Origin of the sequence: Leifsonia xyli (genome assembly GCA_001647635.1) — a bacterium.
GTDB classification, from domain to species: domain Bacteria; phylum Actinomycetota; class Actinomycetes; order Actinomycetales; family Microbacteriaceae; genus Leifsonia; species Leifsonia xyli_A.
Genome location: CP014761.1, coordinates 181,957 through 207,823, shown reverse-complemented (window position 1 = coordinate 207,823; position 25,867 = coordinate 181,957). Strand labels below are relative to the sequence as shown.

Sequence of the window (25,867 nt, the reverse complement as noted above, 5' to 3'; positions counted from 1 at the left end):
TTCATGCGGGGATCCCGCGGCGGAGGAAGAGCGCCCGACCGACGTGGTCGACATCCGGAGAGGAGCTGTCGTCGAGGTCGGCGAGGGTCCACGCGAGACGGAGGGCGCGGTCGTACCCGCGCATGGTGATCATGCCGCGTTCGAGCGCCCGGTCGATCGGGGCGGTGACGCCCGGGCTGAGGCGCCGTTCGGGGGCGCGGAGCCAGCTTCCTGCGACCTCGGCGCTCCGGGTCCACTCGGTGCCACGCAGCCGTTCGGCGGTGCGCTCCCGGGCAGCGGCCACCCTCTCGCGGAGGTCGCTGCTCGTCCGGCCGGAACCGCGCGCGAGTGCGCCGCGGACGGCGGCGAGGCCGAGCCTGCGGACCGTCAGCCGGATGTCGACCCGGTCGATCAGCGGTCCGGACATGCGGGCCTGGTACCGGCGTCGCGCCATCGGGGTGCAGGTGCACTCCGCGTCGGCCGAGCCCCAGTGGCCGCACGGGCACGGGTTGGAGGCGAGCACGAGCTGGAAACGCGCCGGGAAGGTCGCCGCGCCTCTGGCCCGATGGATGGTGATGGTCCCGTTCTCGAGCGGCTGCCGCAGGGCGTCGAGCACCGAGGGCGGGAACTCGGCGGCCTCGTCGAGGAAGAGGACGCCGTGGGTCGCCCGGACGATGGCGCCCGGAGTGATGCGCCCGCTGCCGCCGCCGACGAGCGCCGCGGCGGATGCGGTGTGGTGCGGCGCTTCGAACGGCGGCCGACGCACGAGGTCGGACCCGACGCGGAGGCCGGTCAGGGAGCGGATGCACGTGGCCTCCAGCGCGGCGGTGTCGGAGAGGTCCGGCAGGAGTGACGGCAGACGCGCGGCGAGCATCGTCTTCCCCGCACCAGGCGGCCCGACCATCGACACGTGATGGCCACCGGCGGCCGCGGCGACCAGAGCCTCAACCGCCTCATCGTTGCCGGCCACGTCGGCGAGGTCGGGTTCGACGACCGCCTCCTGCTCTGTCGCGGCGGCGGACACGGCCTCCTCGTCGATCGGGTCGAGGTCGGCGCCGTGGGCGATCGCCGTGGCGCGCAGCCCGGTCACCGCGACGATCTCGATGCCGTCGACCAGTCCGGCCTCGTCGGCGCACGCCGCCGGGACGAACACCCGCGAGAAGCCCGCATCGCGAGCGGCGAGCACGGCCGGCAGCACGCCCGGCACGGGACGCAGGCGGCCGTCGAGGCCCAGCTCGCCGATGTGCACCGCGCGCGCCGCCGAGTCGGCGGGCACGGTGCCCGCGGCCGACAGCGCGGCGATCGCGATCGCGAGGTCGAACCCCGAGCCTTGCTTCGGCAGCGCAGCGGGCGACAGGTTGACCGTCAGCTTCTTCTGCGTGAGCGGACACCCGGCGTTGACGGCCGCGGCCCCCACGCGCTTGCGCGACTCCCCGAGCGCGGTGTCCGGGAGACCGATCAGCACGAAGGCCGGGAGCCCCGCCGAAATGTCGGCCTCGACCTCCACGACGTGACCGCGCAGTCCGTCGAGCGCTATGGCGAAGGTGCGTGCGAGTGTCATCAGGCGATCCCGGTGAGGTGCTCGACGAGCGGACGCTCGGTCCACGCATCCGTCACGGCGACCGCGTCGATGCGCACCTCCGCCGAACCGGGACCGCGTTCTCGGCACCAGGCCGCCGCAAGCCGTCGCAGTCGCGCCGCCTTCCGGGATGTGATCGCCTCGAACGGATGACCGAACTCGAGCGACGACCGCGTCTTCACCTCGGCGAACACCAGCGTCGCCCCGTCACGCAGGATCAGGTCGAGCTCGCCCGACGGGCACCGCCAGTTGCGGTCGAGGAGCCGGTACCCGCGCTCCTGCAGCCATTCGGCCGCGACCTGCTCGCCGCGGCGTCCCAATTCGTCTTTCTGTGCCATGAGAACCTCCGCCTCCAGCCTCGCGAGAGTCGGCGATGGGCGGACCGGAGAGCGCGGATCTGTGGAGAAGTCGTCGCCGTGACCACCTGTGGACGCAAACCGGCGGCCCAGCGACTAACGTGGACCCGCCCCGACGAAAGGACGCCCATGGCCCGGCTCGGTCACCTGCTCCGCAACCGGCGCGCCGGCGAGGACTCGCTCACCTGGCACGCCCCCGGTCTCCACGCCCCCGAGACACTGTCCATCGCGAGCCCCGACTTCCCCGACGGCGAGCCGATGCCCCGGAGGACCGCCGGCCGTCCCGTCGGCGACAACGTCTCCCCCGCCCTCACCTGGTCCGGCGTTCCGGCGGAGGCCCGCCAGCTCGTCCTCGTCGTCGAAGACCGCGACGTGCCGTTCTCACGCCCGATCGTCCACGCCGTCGCGCGGCTCGACCCTGGAGTTACGGGTGTCGACGCGGGCGAGCTGGTCGCGGGCGGCCGCCACGGCGACGGCATCATCTCGTTCCGCCAGAAGGGGTACCACGGCCCACGGCCGATCCCCGGCCACGGCCCGCACGTCTACGTCTTCCAGCTCTACGCGCTCGACCGCCCGGTCCCGGGTGACGCCACGCTCCGCCCGGCCACCGTGGTGGACGCCATGCGGGGACACGTGCTTGCCCGCGGCCGCCTGACCGGCACCTACGAGCGCTGACGGTCACTCGTCGAGCGCGAGCTCCTTGGGCAGCTCGAACTCCTTCGAGGAGAGTTCCTCGATGTTGACGTCCTTGAACGTCAGGACGCGCACCGACTTCACGAACCGGTCTGCGCGGTAGACGTCCCATACCCAGACGTCGTTCATCGTCAGCTCGAAGTAGAAGTCGTGCTCCGTGTCGCGGCGCACGAACTCCACCTCGTTCGCGAGATAGAAGCGGCGCTCCGTCTCGATCACGTACTTGAACTGCGAGACGACGTCCCGGTACTCGCGATACAAAGCCAACTCGACCTCGCGGTCGTAGTCGTCGAACTCGTCTTCATCCATCGTCCGTCAAGTCTATGCCGGATGGAGGGCGCGCGCGTCCGAGCGGTCAGACCTGTGGACTGAGCTCCTCGATGTCGTCCATCAGCGTCGGCTGCTTGAGCCACGTCAGCCGGTGCAGCGCGCTCGGCCCGAGCTGGGCGATCGCGGCGAAATGCTCGGGCGACGAGTACCCCTTGTTGCTCGCCCAGCCGTACCCCGGGTACTCCGCGTCGTGGGCGATCATCATCCGGTCGCGGTGCACCTTCGCGATGACCGAGGCCGCGGCGACAGACGCGCAGTCCCGGTCCGCCTTGATGCGGGTGACGACTTTCGCCGGACGCATCAGCGCCGGATTGAGGTAGTCGTAGTTGCCGTCGAGGATGAGCGTGCTCTCGTGCACCAGCGCGCCCTGTTCCTCCAGCTGGGCGAGGGCCCGGGCGCCGGCGAGGCCGAGGCAGCGCATGATGCCGAGCGCGTCGACCTCGGCCGCCGTGGCGAGCCCGACGGCGTGGTGCATCGCCCACTTGCGGCACAGCGGATCGAGGGACTCGCGCACCGCCTCCGGCAGCAGCTTGGAGTCGCGCAGCCCCGGCGGGATGCGCTTCACGGCGGTGTCGATGACGACCATTCCGACCGCGACGGGACCCGCGAGCGCCCCGCGCCCCACCTCGTCCACCGCGACGATCGACGTGACGCCCTGGCGGTAGAGGGACTTCTCGAACCGCAGCGACGGAGAGACCGGGGTCATCACCTCCCCAGGATAAACGACCGAGCCCCCGGTCCATGTCAGGACCGGGGGCTCGGGATGCTCTGGATGAGGAGCGGGCGAGATCAGTTCTCGCGCTTCTCCTTGATCTTCGCCTTCTTGCCGCGGAGCTCGCGCAGGTAGTAGAGCTTCGCGCGGCGGACGTCACCGCGGGTGACGACCTCGATGTGGTCGATGACCGGCGAGTGGACCGGGAACGTGCGCTCGACGCCGACCTGGAAGGAGACCTTGCGGACCGTGAAGGTCTCGCGGACGCCCTCGCCGGAGCGGCCGATGACGACGCCCTGGAAGACCTGGATACGAGAGCGGTTGCCCTCGATGATGTTCACGTGCACCTTGACGGTGTCGCCGGCGCGGAACGCGGGGATGTCCTGCTTGAGGGACGCGGCGTCCACCTGGTCGAGGATGTGCATGGCTGTTCGCTCTCTGTACCCGCCACCGGTCGGGAACGGACTCGGGCCGCCTCAGTGCGAGGATCGGCCGTCTGGGTTCGATTGTGGTGTGTCCGCGTGAAGTGCTGGCTCCCCCGTGGCAGAGCCTGGCCGCGGCACAAGGATCAATTCTGCCATGCGAGCACCCGTTTCGCCAAAGCGGTCAGTCGCGGTCGAGCCGCTCCTCGATCACGATGTACTCGCCGTGGTCGACCGGTGCCGCCTGCTCCGACGGGACCTGCGGCCTCGCGGCCCGCTCGTACGCGGCGAACGTCGCCTGCACGCGGGTCCGCGTCTCTCTCAGGAGCTCCCACAGCGCGACCCAGAAGAGCGCGATGAACAACAGGATGCCGACGACCGCGAACCACCCGGTCGCACCCGGGAGGAAGAAGCCGAACCCGATGATCGTGAGGTCCCACAGCCCGAAGAGCAGCACATCCCACCACGACACGGCGCGGCGCTCGCGGACGCTCCGGCGGGCCATGACGATGCCGCTCACCACGAGCGTCGCGATGAACAGGATGGGGCACAGCACCAGGAGCCCGAGGAACGACCACCCGCTCCCCTGGCTGAACGCCGCCCAGCCGATCAGCAGCCAGGCGGGCAGCACCACGGCGGACGGGAAGAGCCACCAGTAGAACGCCTTGCGGATGAACACGCTTCCAGCGTAGCGAGCCGCGGCTGTGCTGCGGCTGCGGGTTTGCCGCACGCACCTGCGAGACTGGAGCCGTACGTCGAGAGGAGACCGTGTGATCGAGCTGAGGACCCCCGCCGAGATCGAGCAGATGCGCCCGGCCGGCCGGTTCGTGGCCGAGGTGCTCGCCGAGACCGCGGCCGCCGCCCGGGTGGGCGTGAACCTGCTGGAGCTGGATGCGCTCGCACACGACCTCATCCGCCGCCGCGGCGCGGAGTCGTGCTACATCGACTACCACCCGTCGTTCGGCGCGAGCCCGTTCGGCAAGGTGATCTGCACCTCCGTCAACGACGCCGTGCTGCACGGCCTCCCGCACGACTACCGGCTGCAGGACGGCGACCTCCTCACCCTCGACTTCGCCGCCTCCGTCGACGGCTGGGTCGCCGACTCGGCGGTGAGCCTGGTGGTCGGGACTCCGCGCGACGAGGACCTGCGCCTGATCGACACGACCCGGCGGGCGCTGGCCGCGGGCATCCAGGCGGCGCAGCCGGGCGGGCGGATCGGCGACATCTCGGCCGCGATCGCCGCGGTCGCGCACGCCGAGGGCTACTCGATCAACACGCAGTTCGGCGGCCACGGCGTCGGGCGCACGATGCACGGCGATCCGCATATCTCGAACGACGGGCGCGCCGGCCGCGGCTACCCGCTGCGCCCGGGCCTCGTGATCGCGATCGAGCCGTGGTTCCTCGAGACGACCGACGAGATCTACACCGACCGCGACGGCTGGACGCTGCGCAGCGCGGACGGCTCCCGCGGCGCCCACTCCGAGCACACGGTCGCGATCACCGACGACGGCCCGCTCGTCCTGACCGCCCCGTAACGAGCGGCCGGGTCAGGGCAGCAGGTCGGGACGGACGGCGCGGGTGCGAGCGAGCTGCTGCTCGTGGCGCCAGGCGTCGACGGCGCCGTGGTTGCCCGAGAGCAGCACCGGCGGGACCTCGCGACCGCGCCAGACCGCGGGCTTGGTGTAGCTCGGGTACTCGAGCAGCCCGTCCTCGTGGGACTCCTGCACCAGGCTCTCGGGGTTGCCGACGACGCCCGGGATGAGGCGGCCGACGGCCTCGATCATCGCCATCGTGGCCACTTCTCCGCCATTGAGGACGTAGTCGCCGATGCTCATCAGCCGCACGCGCGCCCGGGACGCCGTCTCGTCGAACACACGCTGGTCGATCCCCTCGTAGCGGCCGCAGCCGAAGACGAGGTGCTGCTCCTGCGCCAGTTCGCGCGCGGTCGCCTGGGTGAACACCTCGCCCGCGGGCGACGGGAAGATCACCACCGGGTCGGACGCGCCGTCCAGGATGCCGTCGAGCGCATCGCCCCACGGCTCAGGCTTCATGACCATCCCGGCTCCACCGCCGTAGGGCGTGTCGTCGACGGTGCGGTGCCGGTCGTGCGTGAAGTCGCGCAGGTCGTGCACGCCCAGCTCGATCAGCCCGGACTGCCGGGCCTTGCCGAGCAGGGAGATGTCGAGCACATCGAAGAAGGTCGGGAAGATCGTGACGATGTCGATGCGCATGGAATGAGAGTCTAGGCGGGCACGACCGCGAGCTCCCGATCCCGCGGGACGAGCAGGGTCGCGACGGCCGGGCAGACGGCCACCAGAGCGAAGGCGAGCGGGTACCCGACCCAGCCGATGAGGGCGCCGACGGCGGGGCCGACGACGGACGCCGCCAGGAACTGACCGGTGTTCTGCGCCCCGAGCGCCCGTCCCGACCAGAACGGCCCGGCGATCTCGGCGACGGATGTGTAGGCCAGCCCGTTGTCGGCCACCGTCACGATGGCTGCGACGATGAGGATGACCGCCGCGGCGACCGAGCCGAGGGCCGACGCCGCCGCCATCAGCAGCATCACCGCGACGGCGCAGAGCGACACCCACCGCAGCGGTCGCAGATGGCTGCCCACGCGGTCGCTGAGCACGCCGATCCCGATGCGCCCGATCGCCCCGGCGAACTGGCTGACGCCGATGACGATGCCGGCCGCGAGCGACGAGAAGTGGAGCTGCGACACCAGCCACACCAGCCCGAAGGTCGAGACCGTGAACTGGGGCACGACCAGCAGCATCGACACACCGTGGATGCGCCACAGCAGCGACGTCTCGCGGTACGGCCGCCACACGGCCTGCGGGTGCGCCTCCTCGCCGTCCGCGGCTCGACGCGGCGGCCGTGGCGGGTCGACGATCCCGATCGCGCACAGGACCGCGGACACGCCGCACAGCACCGCGGGCACGACGAGCGCGGCCGCGATCCCGCCCGACGACGCCAGCAGCGGGACGCTCACCGCCGCGATGGCGACGCCGAGCGGCTGGCACATCTGCCGGATGCCCATGGCGAGCCCGCGCCGCTCCTTCGGGAACCAGCCGATCACCACGCGACCACTGGCCGCGTTGGGGCTGGCGGACGCCATCCCGCCCACCAGGAAGAGCGCGCCGAGCGCGAGGTAGGAGTCGACGAACATCGCGGCGATCGCGGCCAGGGCGGTGACCGCCAGCCCCGAGGCGATGACCCAGCGCTCACCGATCCGGTCGCTCAGCGCGCCCCACGCGATCAGGGTCAGCACGAGGCCGAGCGTGGGCGCGGAGGCCAACAGGCCGGCCTGCGCCAGGCTCAGCCCGCGCTCGGTGAGCAGCAGCGGGATGAGGAACGCCGGCGTCGACACGAACACGGTCGAGCTCGCCTGGGCGAGCACGCCGAACGCGAGCATCAGCCACGGGCGGGGACGGCGTTCGATCCGGCGGTTCATGGGTATACCATAGCGGTATACCGCGTCGGTATACCAAAGGAGGACCATGGCCGAGCCCACCGTGTACGACCGCCTGCGCTCGCAGATCCTCGACCTCGATCGCGTGCCCGGATCGCGCCTCACCGAGCGCGGTCTCGAAGCCGAACTCGGCGCGTCCCGTACACCGCTGCGCGCCGCTCTCATGCGACTGGAGGCGGAGGGGCTGGTGGCACGCGACGGCCGCGCCTGGCAGGTCTCCCCCATCGACCTCGGCGAGATCGCGCGTCTCAGCGAGCTGCGGGACGCGGTGGAGACCGCGGCCGCACGGCTCAGCTGCGCCCGGGCCTCCGACGCGGACATCGCGTCGCTCGCCGCCCACCTCGACGAATTCGACACGACCGCTCCGGCGGACGAGGCCGTCCGGGCCGGGACGCACTTCCACGTCCGGCTCGCCGCACTGTCGGGCAACCACTTCTTCGCCGACGCCGTGGACTCGGCCATGACGCGGCTCGCCCGCTCGCGGTGGCTCGCGGCGCGGAGCGAGGAGGCGTGGCAGGAGCATCGCGAGATCGTCCGGCTCATCGCCGAGCGGCAGTCGGACGCGGCGGCGGAGCGCATCCACGCCCACATCGTCGGGACCCACGAACGGCTGCTGTCGGCTCTGGATGCGGACGCCCGCGCCCTCCGCGGACGCGGACTCGCGATCGTCGGCTGAGCGAGAAAGAGGGCGACCCGTGGGTCGCCCTCTTCTCAGTCCTCGTCCTCGCTCGGAGCGTCGTCCGGCGCGGTCTCCGGCGCCGATTCCGGTTCCGGTTCGTCGTCGGGGATCTCTTCGAAGAGCCCGGCCGGCGGCGTGAGCGTCACGGTGCCGGCGGTCAGATCGACCTCCGGCACGATCGCCTTGACGAACGGCACCAGCACCTCGCCGTCCGCCGTGGTGACGGCCAGCAGGTCCTGCGCCGGCAGGTGGTCGACGCGCGCCACGCGGCCGACCTTCACTCCGTCGCGGAGCGCGTCAAGGCCGACCAGCTGATGGTCGTACCAGGCGTCCTCCTCGTCGGGCAGCTGCTTCTCGTCCTGGCTGACCCACAGGATCGCCTTGACGAGCGTCTCGGCCTCCGTGCGGTCGTCGACGCCCACGAAGAACCCGACCGGGTGGCCGTTGTACCAGCGCAGCTCGGACAGCTCGAGCGTCTTGCCGTGCCACTTGGATGCGGTGGGCACCTGCAGGGTGAACACCGCTCCGGGCACGAACCGCTTCTCGGGCTCGTCCGTGTACAGCTCGAGCTTCAGCGCGCCCTTGAGGCCGTGCGCCTTCGTGAGACGCCCCACGCGCAGCTCGGTCTGACCGGGCCGGGGAGCGACCTCCTTGCGAGGCAGTTTGTGGTCCGCCACCTCAGTCGTCGACGACGTCGACACGGACGCGCCGGCCGTCGGCCAACGCGTTCACGAGGGTGCGGAGAGCCTTCGCCGTGCGGCCGGAGCGGCCGATCACCCGGCCGAGGTCCTCGGGATTCACGCGAATCTCGAGGACCTCGCCACGCGGGGAGCTCTTGGCCACGACGTGGACGTCGTCAGGGTGATCGACGATCCCCTTGACCAGGTGCGTGAGCGCGGGTGCGAGCAAGACGTCAGGCCTTCTCGTCGGACGCGTCGTCCGCGATGGCCTCGGCCTCGGCGACGACGTTGGCCTCGTCGGCCTCCTCGCGCTCGACCTCGGCCTCGACGACGGCCTCGGCCTCGGCGGCGGACGGCTTCTCGGCCTTCGGCTTCAGGACCGGCTTCTTCTTCTCGTCGGCGACGAACGCGACCTTCTCGTCAGCGGTCTTCACGGTCGAGACGGCGTTCTTGTCGCCCTTGAACTTGCCCCAGTCGCCGGTGAGCTTCAGCAGCGCGGTGACCTGCTCGGTCGGCTGGGCGCCGACGCTCAGCCAGTACTGCGCGCGGTCGGAGTCGACCTCGATGCGCGAGGGCTCCTCGGTCGGGTGGTACAGACCGATCTCCTCGATGACGCGACCGTCGCGCTTGGTGCGCGAGTCGGCGACGACGATGCGGTAGTACGGAGCGCGGATCTTGCCCAGGCGCTTCAGACGGATTTTGACAGCCACGATTCTCCTGTATGAGTGGATGAGTTGTGTCGAACTGACTGCCGTGGGCGTGGGGGCACACTCGGCAGGAGGTCTAATGTTCGTCCCACGGGCCGGATAGAGGGTCGGGCACGTCGAACTCAACTAGCTATTCTGTCAGACATTGCGCCCCTTTGAACAATCGGATGGACGGGACGACCGCATGCAGATCGAATTCTCGGAGTCCGAGCGCTCCACCGTCGGCATCGAGTGGGAGCTGGCGCTGGTGGACGGGTCCACCGGCGACCTCGTCCACATCGCCGACGAGGTGCTCCGGGAGCTGGGGACGCCGGACGGCCGCGAGCATCCGCAGATCACGCACGAGCTGCTGCTCAACACCGTCGAGCTGGTCAGCCGGGTGCACAGGACGGTCCCCGCCGCGATCACCGATCTGCAGGAGCTGATCGGGCTCGTCCGGGAGGTGACCGACCCGCTGGGCGTGGAGCTGATGTGCGCGGGGACGCATCCCTTCGCCCAGTGGTTCGACCAGAAGGTGACGCCGAACGAGCGCTACGACCGCCTGCTCGACCGTACGCAGTGGTGGGGTCGCCAGATGATGATCTGGGGCGTGCACGTGCACGTCGGGATCGACTCGGTCGACAAGGCGCTCCCCATCGTCAACGGGTTGCTCACGTACTACCCGCACCTTCAGGCGCTCAGCGCGTCGAGCCCGTTCTGGGCGGGCGCACGCACGGGGTACGCCTCCAACCGCGCGCTGATGTTCCAGCAGCTGCCGACCGCCGGTCTGCCGTGGCAGTTCGGCACCTGGGCGAACTACGAGGAGTACGTGCAGGACCTGGTGACCACCGGAGTCGTCGAGGACCACTCCGAGGTGCGCTGGGACATCCGCCCGTCGCCGAAGTGGGGAACGGTCGAGATGCGCGCCTGCGACGGCCTCTCGACCCCGGACGAGGTCGGCGCCGTCGCGGCCCTCATCCACTGCCTCACCGACCGGATGTCGGGGCAGCTGGACGAGGGCGTGGAGCCGGTCACCCTGCAGCCGTGGTTCGTGCGGGAGAACAAGTGGCGGGCCGCCCGGTACGGGCTGGATGCGGAGATCATCCTCGCGCCGGACGGCAGCGAGCGGCTGGTCTCGGACTTGCTCCGGGAGCTGGTCGAGGACCTGCAGCCGGAGGCCGAGCGCCTCGGCTGCGTGGAAGAGCTCGGAACCGTGCTCACCGTCCTGGACACGGGCGCGAGCTACCAGCGCCAGCTCGCGGTGGCCGAGCAGAACGGCGGCAGCCTGCAGGCCGTGGTGAGCTCGCTCACGCACGAGCTGCGGAGCGGGCTGGCGCGCTGAGCGCATCCATAGGATCCGCGCGTACGGTGTGTGCATGCTCGCTCGACGCCCCCTCGCCGCGGCAGCCACGGCCATCAGCGCCGCGCTGCTGGCCCTGGCGGCGCTGTCGGGGTGCGCGGTGACGAACGGGGGCGCCGCCGACGCGGTCGGCGCGGCCTCGACGCCGACCGCCGCGGCAGAGCGCGTCGCGATCGTCGGCGACTCGATCGAGTCGGGACTGGGCTTGGAGCCGTCGGAGGCGTGGCCCGCTCTCGTCGCGCAGTCGCGCGGGTGGCGGCTCGACAATCTGAGCGTTCCGGGGGCGGGCTTCGTCGCTCAGGGTTCGGACGGACACGACTTCTCGGCCCAGGTGGACACGGCCATCGCGGCCAAGGCGCAACTGGTGCTCATCGGCGCCTCGGACAACGACCTCGGTCAGGATCTCGCCGAGGTCTCCACCGCCATGCAGAACGCGGTCGACCGCGTGCACAGCGACCTTCCGGGCGCGCGCATCGTCGGCTTCAACGCGCTCTCGGGCGCCGCCTCCGACGACGACCTCGCTCCGCTGGACTCGGCGCTGCAGCAGGCCGTCGAGGGCGTCGGGGGCGACTGGCTCGACCTCGGCCAGCCGTACCGGGGTCTCGCGGGTCTGGTGCAGGACGACGGCGAGCATCCCACGCTGCCAGGCCAGCAGGCGATCGCCGCCGTCGTCGAGTCGAAGCTCGGCGCGTGAAGCGGCTCCCAGACGCCTCGGGTAGCGTAGCGGCGTGACGAACCGACGTTCCCTCGGGGCCCGCCTCGCCACCCTCGTCGCCGCGACCATCGTCGCCACAGCCCTCGCCGGCTGCACCGCGGCGGGGCAGGCCGCCCCCGCTCCCACCCTTCTCTCCTCCCCGAGCCCCACGAGCACGCCGACGGCCGCGCCTGTGACGGCGGCGGCGATCGGCGACTCGATCGCGATCGGCAACGGTGTGCCGGCGGAGGACGCCTGGCCGCTGCTCGTCGCCGACCGCTTCGGTTGGACGCTCAGCGACTTCGCCGAGAGCGCCGCCGGCTTCACCGTCAAGGGGCTCAACACCCACACCTTCGACGACCAGGTCAGCGCCGTCATCCGGTTGCGGCCGGACGTCGTGCTCATCGGCGGGACGCGCAACGACGTCTTCGCATCGACGGAGGGGCTGAAGGCGGCGGCCACCGCGGCCCTCCAGCGTCTCCGGACGGCGCTCCCCCATGCCCGGATCATCGGCGTCGGACCGCTCTGGGGGTCCGATCAGCCGCCGGCCCAGATCGCGGTCATCGACAAGACCGTGAAGGAGGCGGTGCTCGACGTCGGCGGCTCCTGGGTCGAGCTGGGCCAGCCGTTCACCGGGCATCCGGAGCTGGTGCTGTCCGACCACGTGCATCCCACCGTGGCGGGTCAGAGGATGCTGGCCGACACCATCGCGGATCACATCGCCTCGCAGTTCGTCTTCCGCTGAACGTAGCGACTAGCACCGCGTCGACACGCCCGGAAGTCACACACGGCTTTTTCGCAGGTTGCTGCGTTTAGCCTCGCACCCGTGCGCACCCGAATCGCCCTCCTGGCACCAGCGGCCCTCACCGCCGTTCTGCTCGCTCTGGCGGGTTGCGCCGCCGCCCCCACCGCACGCCCTCTCGCCGCGGATCCACGGTCGTCGGCCGTCGCCGCGCCCGTCGCCGGAGCGGGCCACGCGGACGCTGCCGCGCCCGTCGACGCCGTCGCGATCGGCGACTCCATCGCCTTCGGCAAGGGCGTCGCCCCGAGCCAGGCGTGGCCCGCGCTCATCGCCGCCGAACACGGCTGGCGGCTCACCGACCTGGCCGTCTCCGGCTCCGGCTTCGTGAAGGCCGGCTGGAACGGCACGACGTACCGCCAGCAGGTCGACCAGGCTCTGCACCTCCACCCGGAGGTCATCATGCTCGCCGCGACCCGCAACGACCGCGAGCAGGACCCGGCCCAGGTGACGGCCAACGCCGACTCCATGCTCCGCGAACTGCGGGAGAAGTTCCCCGAGGCGACCATCATCGGCGTCACCGGCATCTGGGGCTCGGATCAGCCGCCCGCGACGATGACCACGGTCGACGGGATCGTCGGCGACGCCGTCCGGGATGTGAACGGCACATGGCTCGACATCGGCTTCCCGCTCGTCGGCCACCAGAACCTGCTCCAGCCGGACGGCATCCACCCGAACGCGGCCGGACAGAAGGTCGTCGCGCAGACGATCGAGTCGAAGCTGCGCCCTCTCAACCTCGCTCTCTAGCCCGCGAGGCTAGCGGCCGAGGAACTTCTGGAGAGCGGCCATCTCGTCGTCGGACGGGCCGCCCTGCGGGGCCGGGGCACTGCCGAGGCCGAAGCCGCTGCCGCCCGCGCCCGCCGAACCGCCCGGCTTGACGCCGGCTGCCAGCGCGGCGTTCTCCGCCGCGCGCTTCGCTGGGTTGCCGGAGCGCGATCCGCTCTTCTTCTTGTTCTTGGGCTGCTTGCGACCCGCGTAGGAGGCGCCGGGGATGGGTCCCATGCCGGGGACGTTCGGCACGCCGCCCTTGGCGACGGTCTTCATCATCTTCGCGGCCTGCTCGAACCGCGTCACGAGCTGGTTCACCTCGGTGACGGTGGTGCCCGATCCCTTCGCGATGCGCAAGCGGCGGGAGCCGTTCAACAGCTTCGGGTTGGTGCGCTCGGCCTTCGTCATCGACTGGATGATCGCCTCGGTGCGGACGATCTCCTTCTCGTCGAAGTTGTCGAGCTGCTGCTTCATCTGGCCGGCGCCCGGCAGCATGCCCATCATCTTCTTGATGGAGCCCATGTTGCGCAGCTGTTGCATCTGCTTGAGGAAGTCGTCGAGCGTGAAGCTGTCGGTCGCGAACTTCTCGGCGACCTTGCGCGCCTCCTCCTCGTCGAAGGCCTCCTGGGCCTGCTCGATGAGGGTGAGGATGTCACCGAGGTCGAGGATGCGCGACGCCATCCGGTCCGGGTGGAACGGCTCGAAGTCGTCGAGGTTCTCGCCGGTGGAGGCGAAGATGATCGGACGGCCGGTGACGGAGGCGACCGAGAGCGCGGCGCCACCGCGCGCGTCGCCGTCGAGCTTGGAGAGCACGACGCCGGTGAAGTCGACGCCGTCCTGGAACGCCTTCGCCGTCGCGACCGCGTCCTGACCGATCATCGCGTCGATGACGAAGAGGACCTCGTCCGGGTCGGTCGCCTTGCGGATGTCGGCGGCCTGCTTCATCAGCTCGGCGTCGACGCCCAGACGGCCGGCGGTGTCGATGACGACCGTGTCGTACTGCTTGGTCTCGGCGAACTTCAGAGCGTCCTTGGCGACCTTGACCGGGTTGCCGACGCCGTTGCCCGGCTCGGGGGCGAAGACGGGGACGCCCGCCTGCTCGCCGACGATCTGCAGCTGGGTGACGGCGTTGGGACGCTGGAGGTCGGCTGCGACCAGGAGCGGCGTGTGGCCGTCTTTCACGAGCCACTTGCCGAGCTTGCCGGCGAGCGTCGTCTTACCGGCGCCCTGGAGGCCGGCGAGCATGATGACCGTCGGCGGACGCTTCGCGAACTGCAGGCGACGCTGCTGACCGCCGAGGATGCCGATCAGCTCCTCGTTGACGATCTGGACGACCTGCTGAGCTGGGTTCAGCGCCTTGTTCACCTCGTCGCTGAGCGCGCGCTCGCGCACCTTGCCGGTGAAGTCCTTGACCACCGGGAGCGCCACGTCGGCGTCGAGCAGAGCGCGCCGGATCTCGCGCACGGTGCCGTCGACATCCGCCGGAGACAGCTTGCCCTTGGTGCGAAGGTTCTTGAAGGTGTCCGCAAGACGGTCGGACAGCGAGCCGAAAGTAGCCATGATCCCGTTATTCTACCGGGCTACGACTGGGTCTCCACCGAGACCACGTCGCCGCGCACGTCGAACGACACCGTCAGCACCGCATCCGTCTCGTCCGGCGCGATGGAGTAGTCGAAGGTCGCGAACACCTCGTCCTCGTCGGCGCGGTCAGCCTGGATGACGACGGTGAGCAGTTGCAGCGACCGCAGCACGTCGATGGCGATGTCGCCGGAGTTGTAGACGAGCAGGTCGAGGAGGTCGTCGCCCAGCTTGTCGACGTGCTCGTCGATGTAGCTGGTCGTGGCCGACTGACGGGAGCTGAGCTCGGCGATCAGCGCATCGCGTGCCCGGGCGTCGAAGCCCTCCAGCGCCTGGATGAGCGCTGCGGCCGAGTCCAGCGCGAACTCCGGCACACCGCTCTCGTCGTCGGCCAGAAGTTCGACCTCGACGGCCTGGTCGCCCAGCTCCACCGTGTCGTCCCAGGCGAGGCCGCCGCTCGCCGTCTCGTCGATGAGGCCGAAGAAGTCGTGCTCGATCGCCATGGCGCGACCCTATCCCACCAGCTGCTGGGCGAAGACGTGCGGGGTGAAACCGGTCAGGTCGTTGATCCCCTCGCCCTGTCCGACCAGCTTGATCGGGATGCCCGTGCGCTCCTGCACGGCCAGCACGAAACCGCCCTTCGCCGAGCCGTCGAGCTTGGTGAGCACGAGTCCGGTCACCCCGGCGTGCTCGAGGAACGCCTCCGCCTGCGCCAGGCCGTTCTGGCCGGTCGTCGCGTCGAGGACGAGCAGCACCTCGGCGATCGGCGACTGCTTCTCGACGACGCGCTTGATCTTGGACAGTTCGTCCATCAGACCGCCCTTGGTCTGCAGCCGGCCGGCGGTGTCGATGATGACGATCTCGGTGCCGTCGCGCTTCGCCTTCTCGACGGTCTGGAACGCGACGGACGCAGGATCTTGCCCCTGCTGCTGCGGGCGGACGATCTCGGCGCCCGCGCGCTCGGCCCAGGTCGCCAGCTGCTCGACGGCCGCGGCGCGGAACGTGTCCGCCGCGCCGACGACCACCGAGCGGTCGTAGGTGCGCAGGAACTTCGCGAACTTGCCGATCGTCGTGGTCTTGCCGACGCCGTTCACGCCGACGACCAGCACGACCGCCGGGCGATCGCTCAGCTTGAGCGTGGTGTCGAGCTTGGACAGGCGCTCCTCGAGCGTCTCGCGCAGCATCCGCTGCAGGTCGGCCGGGTCGGTCGTGTGGTACCGCTCCACCTTCGCGCGCAGGTCGTCGACGACCGCCTCGGTGACATCCGGTCCGAAGTCGGCGGTGATCAGCGCCGTCTCGAGGTCGTCCCAGGTGTCGTCGTCGATGGTCTTCTTGGCGAACAGCCCGCGAAGGGCGCCCGACAGAGACCAGGGGGTGCGGTCAGCCATGATGATCAGATTAGCCGGGCCGGATGTACCGTGTGGTCATGTACGCGCTCGTGGGGGTCTCGGCGGAGCTGGCGGAGCAGCTGGTGGCGATCGAGACGGGCGGCGAGGACGCGGTCCATCAGGCGCGCACGCGGGTGCGGCGGCTGCGCAGCATCCTGAGCGTGTACCGCCGCGCGTTCGATCGTGAGGAGGACCGGCGACTGCGTGCCCGGATGAAGACCCTCGGGCACCGACTCGGCAACGTGCGCGACCTGGAGGTGCGCGCAGGGGACCTGGCCGGGTTGGCGAACGAGCAGATGAGCGCCGCGGTGGTGGAGACGATCTCGGCCCTGGCGGCGAGGACGCGGGAGCAGCACGAACGTGCGCTGGACGACCTCCTTCGGCTGCTGCGCAGCCGCGGCCACCGGGAGCTGCTGGCGGACCTGCAGCAGTTCGCGGCGGCTCCCCCGTTGAGCGATGCCGGCGAAGCGGATCCCGGGAAGGTCGCGCAGAAGGGGCTCAAGAAGGCCGTCCGCCGCGTACAGCGGGGCGAGGGCGACGCGCTGGAACAGCGGCACGCGACCCGTAAGGCTGCGCGTCGGCTGCGCTACGCCGCCGAGGCGGTGGCCGACGACCTCGGCGACCGTGCCGTGCGCCTGGCCGAGGCCGCAGAGACGGTCCAGGACGCGCTCGGCGACCACCGCGATCTCATCCTGCTGGCCAGGCAACTGCGCGAAGGAGCGCCCGACGGCACGCTCGACCCGATCGCCGCCGACTGCGAGCGACAGGCCGCCGAGGCGCTGGCGCCGCTCGACGACGCCCTCGCCGCCATCGAGTGGTGAGGACGGGCTAGCTGGCCTGCTCCTGCGCGACGCGCTGGCCGACGACCGCGGACACGCCGTCCTGCCGCATCGAGACGCCGTAGAGCGCGTCCGCGATCTCCATCGTCCGCTTCTGGTGCGTGATCACGATGAGCTGGCTGCTCTCGCGGAGGTCTTCGAAGATCGTCAGCAGGCGGCCGAGGTTGGCGTCGTCGAGGGCCGCCTCCACCTCGTCCATGATGTAGAAGGGGCTGGGGCGCGCCTTGAAGATCGCGATCAGCAGGGCGACCGCCGCGAGCGACCGCTCGCCGCCCGAGAGCAGCGACAGGCGCTCGATCTTCTTGCCGGCCGGCTTCACCGAGACCTCGATGCCCGTGGTGAGCAGGTCGTCCGGGTTGGTCAGCGTGATGCTCCCCTGGCCGCCGGGGAAAAGGATGGGGAACACGCGCGTGAACGCCGCCTCGGTGTCGGCGAACGCGGACTCGAAGATCGTCTGCATCCGCTCGTCGATGTCCTCGATGATCGTCAGCAGGTCCTTGCGGGTGTTAGTGAGGTCGGTCAGCTGCTCAGTGAGGAACTTGTGCCGCTGCTCCAGGGCGGCGAACTCCTCGAGCGCGAGCGGGTTGACGCGGCCGAGCTGCGCGAGCTTGCGCTCGGCGGCGGCGAGGCGCTTCTGCTGCTGCTCACGAGCGAAGGGGACCGTCTGCGGCTCGGCGTCGGGCTCGGCGCCCTGCTCCTCGCCGCGGGCGACGTCCACCGGAACGGGGACCTCCGGCCCGTACTCGGCGACCAGCACGTCCTCGACCAGGCCGAGCTCGCTGCCGGCGCGCTCCAGCAGGCTCGACAGGTGCAGCTTCTTCTCATAGATCTGCAGCTCCAGGCCGTGCACCGACTCGGTGATGGCCTGCAGCCGCTCGCGGACGGCGTTCTCGTCACGGCGCAGCGTCGCGAGCTCCTCGTTCTGGCTGGCGCGTTCGGCCTCCGCCGTGGCCAGCTCGACGCGGGCCTGCGCGACGCTGCGGTCGACCGAGGACAGCACCGCGGGCAGGGCGGCGATCACGGACTCGGCGGCGTCCAGCTGGCGCCTGCGGATGACCGCGCGGCGGGCGGCCTCCTCGGCGGCGGCCCGCTCGGCGTCGAGGCGGCGGGCGAGGGCCTCGCCGCGGGCCTGCTCGGCGCGGACGCGCTCCTTCGCCGTCTCGACGGCCAGGCGCGCCTCCACCTCCGCCTCGCGGGCGGCATCCAGCTCGGCCGACAGGCCGTCGCGGGCACTGACGTCGAGGATGGGGCGGGGACGCGAGCGGGCCGCATCCAGCTCCGCCTTCGCCTTCTCGGCCGCCTGCTCGGCCTCTGCCACACGCTCGGCGGCCTGCTCGAGCGCCTTGCTGAGCCGGTCGAACTCGGCCTGGGACGCCTCCAGCTGGACCTTGAGACGGTTGAGCTGCTCGGTTCGCGCCGCGAGCTTGGCGTCGAACTCGCGCAGGGTCGTCAGGGCCGCCTGCGACTGCTCCTTCGCCACCTGCAGCACGCCGCGCTGCTCGGCGAGCGCGAACTTCGCGCGGTCGATGAGCGATGTCACCTCGGTCAGGCGCTCCTGCGCGGCCTCCCGGTCGGCGATGAGCTCGATGCGGCTCTGCTTGGCGCCGGAGCCGCCGCGGAGGACGTGCTCGGTCAGCACGTCGCCGGACCTCGTGATGATGGTCACCGGACCGCCGAGAGCGCGGCCGCGGAACGCCTCGAAGGCGCGCTGGGCCGCCTCCAGGTCGTCGGCGATCGCGGTGAACGCGAGGATGCCGCGGACGCCCGCGGGCGCCTCCACCACGGTGGCCGCCGGAACGACGCCGGCGACGCCGGTCAGATCGACGTCGGCGGCGGCGGCATCGGCGATCACGACCTCGACCCGGCCGAGGTCGCCGGACGCGGCGTGTGCGACGGCGGCGCGCGCGGATCCGCGGTCGTCGGCGAGGACGGCGTCGGCGAGCGTGCCGAGGGCGGCGGCGATGGCCGCCTCGTGCCCGGGATGGACGCGGACGTGCTCGGCGACGAGACCGCGGACGCCGTCGAGGCGCGCGGCGACGAGGGCGGCCGAGCCGTCCTTCTGGTCGAGCGCGAGCGACAGGGCGCTGGTGCGGGCGGCCAGCGCGTCGCGTTCGCGTTCGAGCGTGTGCAGCTCCTCGCGCAGGCGCTCGATCTCGCCCTCGGCCTCGAAGACGGCCGCCTGCGCGAGCTCGTAGGCCTCGTCGAGGTCGCCCTCTCCGATGTCCGCGGTCGCCGCCTCGGCCTCGCGGGCCGCGAACTCGGCGCGGGCGCGCTCCCGCCGCTCAGTCGCGGCGTCGAGGGCGTTCTGCTGGCGGAGGACCTCGCCGCGGACGGCCGCCAACCGCTGGGCGGCCGCCTCGGCCTGACCGTTCAGCTTGGAGATCTCCAGGTCGTGACGGGAGACCAGCGCGCTCTGCGCCGCGATCTCCTCATCCACCGCGTCCAGCCGGGCGCGGGCGTTGCGGGTGGCGGCCTGCGCCGCGGTCCACGCCGCCTCCGCCTCGGTCACCACGCCGCGCAGGCGCTCGGCCTCGTCGCGGGCGTCCTGGACGTTCTGCGGGGTGACGCTCGGGGCGGCGTCGGAGGAGTCGGCCTGGCTGCCGAGCAGCGCGACGCGCTGATTGGCGAGGGTGAAGAGCCCCCGGAGCCGCTCCTGCACCGATTCCAGGGCGAAGGCGGTGCTGCGGGCCCTGTCGACGGCATCCCCCACCTGCGCCTGCTCGAGGCGGGTGCGGCGGAGCTGCTTCTGCTCCAGCTGCTCCTGCAGCACGATCTGCTCGCTGTGCCGCTCCGCCTCGGTGCGGCCGTGGTCGTCGAGGGTGCGGCGGAGGGTGACCACCTCATCCGCGAGCAGGCGCGCCCGCGCATCCCGGACCACGGCGGCGATGGACTGCGCCTCGCGCGCGATCTCGGCCTGGTGCCCGAGCGGCTTCAGCTGGCGGCGGACCTCGCCCGCCAGGTCGCTGAGGCGCGTCAGGTTGGTCTGCATCGCCTCCAGCTTGCGCAGCGTCTTCTCCTTGCGGCGGCGGTGCTTCAGGATGCCGGCTGCCTCTTCGATGAAGCCGCGGCGGTCCTCGGGGCTGGCGTGCAGGACGGCGTCGAGCTGACCCTGACCGACGATGACGTGCATCTCGCGACCGAGGCCGGAGTCGCTGAGCAGCTCTTGCACATCCAGGAGGCGGCAGGACTGCCCGTTGATGGCGTATTCGCTGCCGCCGTTGCGGAACAGCGTGCGCGAGATCGTGACTTCGGAGTACTCGATCGGCAGGGCGCCGTCGGAGTTGTCGATGGTGAGCTGCACCTCGGCGCGGCCGAGCGGACCGCGGGTGGCGGTGCCGGCGAAGATGACGTCCTCCATTTTGCCGCCGCGCAGCGTCTTGGCGCCCTGCTCCCCCATCACCCAGGCGAGCGCGTCGACGACGTTCGACTTGCCGGACCCGTTCGGGCCGACGACGCAGGTGACGCCCGGCTCGAAGGCGAACGTCGTCGGCTGCGCGAACGACTTGAAGCCCTTGAGCGTCAGACTCTTCAAGTACACGCAGGCGAATTTACCGGACGTTCACGGGCTTGCCGCGCCGGAACGCCGGGTGGGGGTGGTCAGGATCTTCGGTCGGAGAGCGGGACGGACCGCGGTATGTGCCGGTAGAGCTGCTCGTCGCCGTCCGGATAGCCCAGCCTGCGCAGCAGTACCACCGCCTTGTCCGGAAGCGACTCGCCGCGGAAGTACTCCGAGAAGTGGTCGTCGGCCTCGGCGATCGACGCCACAGAGCAGGCGGTCATAAGAGCCCGGATGTCGTCGTCATCTCGCCCGCGCCGCGACGCATCCAGTTTCATTGCGAGCAGCGACTCCTGCGTCGCCAACTCGACGGTGAGGCGTCATCCGACAGATCCGGACGCGCCTGCCACAACGGTCGGCCGGCGTACGCCGGGTGGAGTCCCGCCGCCTCGAGGTTGATCCAGTTCTCCGGCCAACCGCGCTGTCGCGCTACGCGGGCCGCGATTGAGGCGATGGCATGACGCGGCACGAGAACCACAGCGTCGATGTCCACAGTGGCTTCCCGGTCCGCGTGGCCGCCGAGGATCATGGCCGACCCGCCGATGATCTTCAGCGTCCCCCTCGCTCCGAACTCGCCGAGCCCCGCGCGGATCTGGTCGATGCCCCACACAATGTCGGCTCGCGTGAGGATCTTGTCGCCGGCCATCACACACTGGCCAGGGTGGCTCGCGGTAGGACGACGCCGTGCGACTGCAGAACGGGGTCGGTGTCGTCCCAGTCCTCAGCAGACCAGTGATAGCCGAGCGACTCCTCGGCGACGTCGGCATAGCGATCCTCCGCTGTCACCCACTCCGGACTCTCGAGTCCGAGTTGCCGCAATCGCACCTCAGCCAGACCCGCGATCGCCGCGTCGAAATGGGCGTTGCCTGTTGAGTCCGGCTCCACAGCCAAGCTGAGCGCGGTCGTGAACGCATTGCCCGCCCTGAGGTCGTCGGAGAACTGAATGAGCGCTCTCCGTGCCGTCGACGCCTTCCCTTCGGCCAGCTTCGCCCGGATGAACTGCGCGACGTCGGCAGCAGCGTTGATACGACCCGGCACGGCGAGGAGGGTGATGCCCAGGCTGTCGGCCAGCGTCTCCAGCGTTGCGGTGGTCACGGCAGCTTTCCCGCTCTCGTACCGGGAAATGGTGCTGTGCGCGACGCCGGAGCGCGCCGAGATGTCCTTCTGCGTCCAACCCGCTTGCTGGCGGGCCTTCTTGAGTTGAGCGTTGAGCTGCATCGTGGGCGTCCTTCGATTAGCGAATTCGCTAATTCTAGACGAGGGTTGAGTGATCGTCATACCCTTCAGACGCAGAAGCGCGCCGACCCGTGACGGGTCGGCGCGCTTCATAAAGGCATTGCCTGCGTCACGCGACGCCCAGGTACGCCTCCTTGATCGCCGGGTCGGACAGCAGCTCGCGGCCGGTGCCCGCGCGGGTGATGACGCCGGTCTCCAGCACGAAGGCGCGATGTGCGCGGGCCAGCGCCTGGTTGGCGTTCTGCTCGACCAGCAGCACCGTCGTCCCCTGTTTGTTGATCTCGGTCACGATCGAGAAGATCTGGCGGATGAACTGCGGGGCCAGGCCCATCGACGGCTCGTCGAGCAGCAGCAGTCGCGGGTTCGACATCAGCGCGCGGCCGATGGCGAGCATCTGCTGCTCGCCGCCGGACATCGTGCCGCCGACCTGCGTCTTGCGCTCGGCGAGACGCGGGAAGAGCCCGAACACGCGGTCGAAGTCCTCGCCCATCTTCGAGCGGTCCTTGCGGCCGAACGCGCCCATGTCGAGGTTCTCCATCACCGTCATGCCCGGGAAGATCCCTCGGCCCTCCGGCGCCTGCGAGATCCCGCGGATCACGCGGATGTGCGCCTTCATCTTGGTGATGTCCTCTCCGTCGAAGAGGATGCTGCCCTTCGACGGGTTGAGGATGCCCGAGATCGTCTTCATGGTCGTCGACTTGCCGGCGCCGTTCGCCCCGATGAGGCTCACGATCTCGCCCTCCTCCACGGAGAACGACATGTCGTGGATGGCCTCGATCCGGCCGTAGGAAACGCTGATGTTCTTCAGCTCAAGCAACGTCATCTTCGGGCTCCCCGAGGTAGGCGGCGATCACTTTCGGGTCGTTCCGGATCTCCTCCGGGCTGGCGTCGGCGATCTTGCGCCCGAACTCCAGCACCACGATCCGGTCGGTGACGCCCATGACCAGCTTCATGTCGTGTTCGATCAGCAGCACGGTGTACCCGTCGGCGCGGATGGTGCGGATGAGCTCCATCAGCTCCTCCTTCTCCGCCGGGTTGAAGCCGGCGGCCGGCTCGTCCAGGCAGAGCACCTTCGGGTCGGTCGCCAGTGCGCGCGCGATCTCCAGGCGGCGCTGGTAGCCGTACGGCAGCGAACGTGACAGGGATCCGGCGTGGTCGGCGATGCCGACGAACTCCAGCAGCGCCATGCCGCGGTCGATCGACGACTTCTCCTCGCGCTGGTGCCGCGGGAGGCGGAGCAGCGCACCGGGCACCGAGGTGCGGTGGCGCGCGTCCAGACCGACGACCACGTTCTCCAGAGCGGTCATCTCGCCGAAGAGGCGGATGTTCTGGAACGTGCGCGACAGGCCCATGCGGGTGATCTGGTGCTGCTTGCGTCCCTTGATCGTCTGACCCTCCAGCAGCACGTCGCCGCTGGTCGGCTTGTAGACGCCCGTCATCGCGTTGAAGCAGGTCGTCTTGCCGGCGCCGTTCGGGCCGATCAGACCCAGGATCTCGCCACGGCGGATGTCGAACGTCACGTCGTCGAGCGCCGTCAAACCGCCGAACTTCACGGTCAGGTTGCGCACCTCCACGATGTTCTCGCCGACCTCGACCGCGATCTCGCGGTCCGGGGCCGCCGCCTCGGCGACCTCCAGGTCGACGCCCGCGGCCTCCAGCTCGTCCTCGTTGGCGCCGAGCGCCGGCTCCTCCTCGGGAGCGGTGTTGCGTGCGTCCGTCATCGTGCGCCTCCCTTCGCGCCGTCACCATCGAGCGATCCCGCGTCCAGCGTCGCCGTGCCGACGGCCGGGGTGGCCCCGGTCACCGGCCTCGGGCTGCGCTTGGCCGCGTCCACCATCAACCGGTACGCGTGCCTGCCGTAGGCGAGCAGCTTCTGCCGGGCCGGGAACAGGCCCTGCGACCGGAAGATCATGATCAGCACGAGGGCGATGCCGAAGATCAGGTACTTGTAGTCCGCGATGACGGTGAACCGCAGCGGGATGTACGCCACGATCGCGCCGCCGAGCATCGCACCGACCTTGTTGCCCGCGCCGCCGAGGACGACGGCCGCGAGGAACAGGATCGACGTCTGCACGTCGAACTTCTGGTTGTTGACGAAGCCGACCTGGCCGGCGAACAGCGCACCGGAGAGGCCGCCGACACCGGCGCCGATCGCGAACGCCCACACCTTGTACTTGAAGGTGGGGACGCCCATGATCTCGGCGGCGTCCTCGTCCTCGCGGATGGCGACCCACGCGCGGCCGACCCGGCTGCGCTCGAGGTTGCCGACCAGCAGCAGGATCACGATGATCACCGTGATCGTCAGCCAGTACCAGGGAACGCCGTTGGAGTTGGAGAAGATCGGCACGCCGTCGGCGTTGGTCCCCGGCGGGTGGCCGACGTTCTGGAAGCCGACCTGGCCCTTCATCGCGGGGATGATCGTCGCCAGGATGCGCACGATCTCACCGAAGCCGAGGGTCACGATCGCCAGGTAGTCGCCGCGGAGGCGGAGCGTCGGGACGCCGAGGATGATGCCGAACGTCATCGTCACCGCGATGGCGACCGGGATCGTCCACAGGTACGGGATCTTGACGAACGGCGAGTCGGGGCTGGTCAGCATCGCCGCGGTGTACGACCCGACGGCGAAGAACGCCACGTAGCCGAGGTCGAGCAGGCCGGCGTAGCCCACGACGACGTTCAGGCCGATCGCGATGAGCGCGTACACGGCCATCGAGAAGCAGGCCAGAGGCCAGTCGTTGCCGGGCGCCGTGCTCAACGGGAAGAAGTTGAGGTACGGCAGCGCGTACGCCAGCGCGACGACGATCAGCAGCCACGCCCACTGCACGGGGCGGGGCAGGTTGTTCCAGCGATCACGGAACTGCTGGAACGGGCCGTTGGCGCGCTTGCCGCGGGCGGCCTCGAACGAGTCGACCGCCTGCTCCTCGCGCCCGTCGGGGAGGACCCGGGGACCTTCCGTCATGCTCATGCGCGGCTCCTTCCGAGCGATGTGCCCAGGATGCCGCTGGGCTTGACCAGCAGCACCAGGACCAGGACGACGAACGCGACCACGTCGGTCCACTGCGAGTCGCCGAGCAGGATCTGGCCGTAGTTTCCGATGACGCCCAGCAGCAGACCGCCGAGCAGTGCGCCGCGGACGTTGCCGATGCCGCCGAGGACGGCTGCGGCGAACGCCTTGACGCCCAGGATGAAGCCGCCGTTGTAGATGACGCCCGAGGGGACGAGCATCACGTAGAACAGGGCGGCGGCGCCGGCGAGGATACCGCCGGTGATGAACGTGATCTGAATGATCCGCTCCTTGTTCACGCCCATGAGCGTCGCCGTGTCCGGGTCCTGCGCCACCGCGCGGATGCCGCGGCCGGTGCGGGTGCGGCGGATGAACCAGTCGGTGCCGACCATCAGGAGCACCGAGGCAATCACGATGATGAGCTGCTGGCTGTTCACGATCGTCCCGAAGACGTCGAAGATCGGCTGCGGGATGAACATGGTCACCGCCGGCTCCGCGTTCGCGCCCCGGATCAAGAAGATCAGGTACTGGATCGTGAAGGACGCGCCGATCGCGGTGATGAGGAACACCAGGCGGGGCGCGTTGCGTTTCCGCAGCGGCCGGTAGGCGACGCGCTCCAGGATCCACGCGGTGGCACCTGCCGCGACCATGCCGACGAGCAACGCCAATATGAGGTCGCCGATGATCGCCGCGGGACTGAGGTTGGGGGCGCTCGGACCGAAGCCCAGGCTGGTGAGGGTGACGACGACGCCGTAGGCGCCGACGATGAACACTTCGGAGTGGGCGAAGTTGATGAGGTTCAGGACGCCGTAGACCAGCGTGTAGCCGACGGCGATGAGGCCGTAGACCGCTCCGAAGGTGAGGCCGTCGAAGGTGGCGCTCCAGAAGTTCTGGACGAGCGCGTTGACGTCGAAGTTGATCCAGGAACTATCGAGGGCGGGATGGAGGACGAGGGTTTCTAGCATTCGAGCATCCAGGGGTTCTGGGCCGGATCACCGTCGATCCGATCGATGTGAAGAGCGTAGTCCGAAAAGAAGGGTGCCGCGGGCCGCCGGGG

The 25,867-nt window shown here is 70.3% G+C and carries 30 protein-coding genes; 8 read left to right on the top strand and 22 right to left on the bottom strand.

The features are described from left to right. Position 1: 1 nt before the first annotated feature. The gene (locus A0130_01085; protein ID ANF30463.1) at positions 2–1,540 is read right to left on the bottom strand and encodes an Mg chelatase-like protein; all 1,539 of its coding nucleotides are present in this window, start codon (positions 1,538–1,540) and stop codon (positions 2–4) included. After that, positions 1,540–1,896: a hypothetical protein gene (locus A0130_01080; protein ANF30462.1), complete on the bottom strand. Its 357-nt coding sequence runs from the start codon at positions 1,894–1,896 to the stop codon at positions 1,540–1,542. Before A0130_01080 ends, A0130_01085 begins: the two co-directional genes overlap by 1 nt. 147 nt (positions 1,897–2,043) lie before the next feature. On the opposite strand from A0130_01080, the gene A0130_01075 reads away from it, so the two are divergent. Beyond that, positions 2,044–2,589: a hypothetical protein gene (locus A0130_01075; protein ID ANF30461.1), complete on the top strand. Its 546-nt coding sequence runs from the start codon at positions 2,044–2,046 to the stop codon at positions 2,587–2,589. Between the two features lie 3 nt (positions 2,590–2,592). On the opposite strand, the gene A0130_01070 is transcribed toward A0130_01075, so the two are convergent. From A0130_01070 to A0130_01055, 4 genes are all read right to left on the bottom strand, one after another. Beyond that, complete coding sequence (locus A0130_01070; protein ANF30460.1) at positions 2,593–2,916, bottom strand: hypothetical protein; 324 nt, start codon at positions 2,914–2,916, stop codon at positions 2,593–2,595. Between the two features lie 46 nt (positions 2,917–2,962). Beyond that, positions 2,963–3,643 carry a ribonuclease HII gene (locus tag A0130_01065; protein ANF30459.1) on the bottom strand — a complete coding sequence of 227 codons (681 nt, stop codon included), beginning with the start codon at positions 3,641–3,643 and terminating at the stop codon, positions 2,963–2,965. An 83-nt stretch (positions 3,644–3,726) separates the two neighbouring features. Continuing rightward, positions 3,727–4,074 (bottom strand): 50S ribosomal protein L19, encoded by a 348-nt coding sequence (gene rplS / locus A0130_01060; protein ID ANF30458.1) that lies wholly within the window; start codon positions 4,072–4,074, stop codon positions 3,727–3,729. A 181-nt stretch (positions 4,075–4,255) separates the two neighbouring features. After that, positions 4,256–4,750 (bottom strand): hypothetical protein, encoded by a 495-nt coding sequence (locus A0130_01055; protein ID ANF30457.1) that lies wholly within the window; start codon positions 4,748–4,750, stop codon positions 4,256–4,258. Positions 4,751–4,841: 91 nt separating this feature from the next. On the opposite strand from A0130_01055, the gene A0130_01050 reads away from it, so the two are divergent. Then, the gene (locus A0130_01050; GenBank protein ANF30456.1) at positions 4,842–5,606 is read left to right on the top strand and encodes a type I methionyl aminopeptidase; all 765 of its coding nucleotides are present in this window, start codon (positions 4,842–4,844) and stop codon (positions 5,604–5,606) included. Positions 5,607–5,618: 12 nt separating this feature from the next. Here the strand turns inward: A0130_01050 and A0130_01045 are convergent, their stop codons facing one another. Both A0130_01045 and A0130_01040 read right to left on the bottom strand, forming a co-directional pair. After that, the gene (locus A0130_01045; GenBank protein ID ANF30455.1) at positions 5,619–6,302 is read right to left on the bottom strand and encodes a tRNA (guanine(37)-N(1))-methyltransferase; all 684 of its coding nucleotides are present in this window, start codon (positions 6,300–6,302) and stop codon (positions 5,619–5,621) included. An 11-nt stretch (positions 6,303–6,313) separates the two neighbouring features. Further along, positions 6,314–7,525: an MFS transporter gene (locus A0130_01040; protein ANF30454.1), complete on the bottom strand. Its 1,212-nt coding sequence runs from the start codon at positions 7,523–7,525 to the stop codon at positions 6,314–6,316. Between the two features lie 46 nt (positions 7,526–7,571). On the opposite strand from A0130_01040, the gene A0130_01035 reads away from it, so the two are divergent. Continuing rightward, positions 7,572–8,219, top strand: a complete 648-nt coding sequence (locus A0130_01035; GenBank protein ID ANF30453.1) for a hypothetical protein — start codon at positions 7,572–7,574, stop codon at positions 8,217–8,219. Positions 8,220–8,254: 35 nt separating this feature from the next. Here the strand turns inward: A0130_01035 and A0130_01030 are convergent, their stop codons facing one another. Genes A0130_01030 through A0130_01020 form a run of 3 tightly spaced genes read right to left on the bottom strand, consistent with a single transcriptional unit; the run spans position 8,255 to position 9,612 of the window. Further along, positions 8,255–8,884, bottom strand: a complete 630-nt coding sequence (locus A0130_01030) for a ribosome maturation factor RimM (GenBank protein ANF33237.1) — start codon at positions 8,882–8,884, stop codon at positions 8,255–8,257. A 16-nt stretch (positions 8,885–8,900) separates the two neighbouring features. Beyond that, the gene (locus tag A0130_01025; GenBank protein ID ANF30452.1) at positions 8,901–9,131 is read right to left on the bottom strand and encodes a hypothetical protein; all 231 of its coding nucleotides are present in this window, start codon (positions 9,129–9,131) and stop codon (positions 8,901–8,903) included. Between the two features lie 4 nt (positions 9,132–9,135). Then, complete coding sequence (locus tag A0130_01020; protein ANF30451.1) at positions 9,136–9,612, bottom strand: 30S ribosomal protein S16; 477 nt, start codon at positions 9,610–9,612, stop codon at positions 9,136–9,138. 181 nt (positions 9,613–9,793) lie between these two features. Between A0130_01020 and A0130_01015 the strand changes: the two genes are divergently transcribed. From A0130_01015 to A0130_01000, 4 genes are all read left to right on the top strand, one after another. Continuing rightward, positions 9,794–10,930, top strand: a complete 1,137-nt coding sequence (locus tag A0130_01015) for a carboxylate--amine ligase (GenBank protein ANF30450.1) — start codon at positions 9,794–9,796, stop codon at positions 10,928–10,930. A gap of 34 nt (positions 10,931–10,964) precedes the next feature. Beyond that, positions 10,965–11,642 carry a hypothetical protein gene (locus A0130_01010; GenBank protein ANF30449.1) on the top strand — a complete coding sequence of 226 codons (678 nt, stop codon included), beginning with the start codon at positions 10,965–10,967 and terminating at the stop codon, positions 11,640–11,642. 193 nt (positions 11,643–11,835) lie between these two features. Beyond that, positions 11,836–12,387, top strand: coding sequence for a hypothetical protein (locus tag A0130_01005; protein ID ANF33236.1), 552 nt, complete (start codon positions 11,836–11,838; stop codon positions 12,385–12,387). An 81-nt stretch (positions 12,388–12,468) separates the two neighbouring features. Then, positions 12,469–13,188: a hypothetical protein gene (locus A0130_01000; GenBank protein ID ANF30448.1), complete on the top strand. Its 720-nt coding sequence runs from the start codon at positions 12,469–12,471 to the stop codon at positions 13,186–13,188. Between the two features lie 9 nt (positions 13,189–13,197). On the opposite strand, the gene A0130_00995 is transcribed toward A0130_01000, so the two are convergent. From A0130_00995 to A0130_00985, 3 genes are read right to left on the bottom strand one after another with little or no spacing between them, the layout of a single operon-like run. Beyond that, positions 13,198–14,769, bottom strand: a complete 1,572-nt coding sequence (locus A0130_00995) for a signal recognition particle protein (GenBank protein ID ANF30447.1) — start codon at positions 14,767–14,769, stop codon at positions 13,198–13,200. 20 nt (positions 14,770–14,789) lie between these two features. Next, positions 14,790–15,290, bottom strand: a complete 501-nt coding sequence (locus A0130_00990) for a hypothetical protein (GenBank protein ID ANF30446.1) — start codon at positions 15,288–15,290, stop codon at positions 14,790–14,792. Between the two features lie 9 nt (positions 15,291–15,299). Then, positions 15,300–16,175: a signal recognition particle-docking protein FtsY gene (locus tag A0130_00985; GenBank protein ID ANF30445.1), complete on the bottom strand. Its 876-nt coding sequence runs from the start codon at positions 16,173–16,175 to the stop codon at positions 15,300–15,302. A gap of 23 nt (positions 16,176–16,198) precedes the next feature. Between A0130_00985 and A0130_00980 the strand changes: the two genes are divergently transcribed. After that, positions 16,199–16,996, top strand: coding sequence for a hypothetical protein (locus A0130_00980; protein ID ANF30444.1), 798 nt, complete (start codon positions 16,199–16,201; stop codon positions 16,994–16,996). A gap of 7 nt (positions 16,997–17,003) precedes the next feature. On the opposite strand, the gene A0130_00975 is transcribed toward A0130_00980, so the two are convergent. From A0130_00975 to A0130_00940, 8 genes are all read right to left on the bottom strand, one after another. Further along, complete coding sequence (locus A0130_00975; GenBank protein ANF30443.1) at positions 17,004–20,552, bottom strand: chromosome segregation protein SMC; 3,549 nt, start codon at positions 20,550–20,552, stop codon at positions 17,004–17,006. A gap of 59 nt (positions 20,553–20,611) precedes the next feature. Beyond that, complete coding sequence (locus A0130_00970) at positions 20,612–20,848, bottom strand: hypothetical protein (GenBank protein ID ANF30442.1); 237 nt, start codon at positions 20,846–20,848, stop codon at positions 20,612–20,614. Next, positions 20,845–21,216 carry a hypothetical protein gene (locus A0130_00965; protein ID ANF30441.1) on the bottom strand — a complete coding sequence of 124 codons (372 nt, stop codon included), beginning with the start codon at positions 21,214–21,216 and terminating at the stop codon, positions 20,845–20,847. Before A0130_00965 ends, A0130_00970 begins: the two co-directional genes overlap by 4 nt. Further along, entirely contained in the window at positions 21,216–21,788 is a 573-nt protein-coding gene (locus A0130_00960) for a hypothetical protein (protein ANF30440.1), read from the bottom strand. Before A0130_00960 ends, A0130_00965 begins: the two co-directional genes overlap by 1 nt. 127 nt (positions 21,789–21,915) lie before the next feature. Continuing rightward, on the bottom strand, positions 21,916–22,629 hold the full coding sequence (locus tag A0130_00955) for an ABC transporter ATP-binding protein (GenBank protein ANF30439.1): 714 nt from the start codon (positions 22,627–22,629) through the stop codon (positions 21,916–21,918). Next, positions 22,616–23,527 carry an ABC transporter ATP-binding protein gene (locus tag A0130_00950; protein ANF30438.1) on the bottom strand — a complete coding sequence of 304 codons (912 nt, stop codon included), beginning with the start codon at positions 23,525–23,527 and terminating at the stop codon, positions 22,616–22,618. Before A0130_00950 ends, A0130_00955 begins: the two co-directional genes overlap by 14 nt. After that, positions 23,524–24,771 carry a branched-chain amino acid ABC transporter gene (locus A0130_00945; GenBank protein ID ANF30437.1) on the bottom strand — a complete coding sequence of 416 codons (1,248 nt, stop codon included), beginning with the start codon at positions 24,769–24,771 and terminating at the stop codon, positions 23,524–23,526. The genes A0130_00950 and A0130_00945 overlap by 4 nt, the downstream gene beginning before the upstream one ends. Beyond that, positions 24,768–25,775, bottom strand: a complete 1,008-nt coding sequence (locus tag A0130_00940) for a branched-chain amino acid ABC transporter permease (GenBank protein ANF30436.1) — start codon at positions 25,773–25,775, stop codon at positions 24,768–24,770. The genes A0130_00945 and A0130_00940 overlap by 4 nt, the downstream gene beginning before the upstream one ends. Between the last annotated feature and the right edge of the window lie 92 nt (positions 25,776–25,867).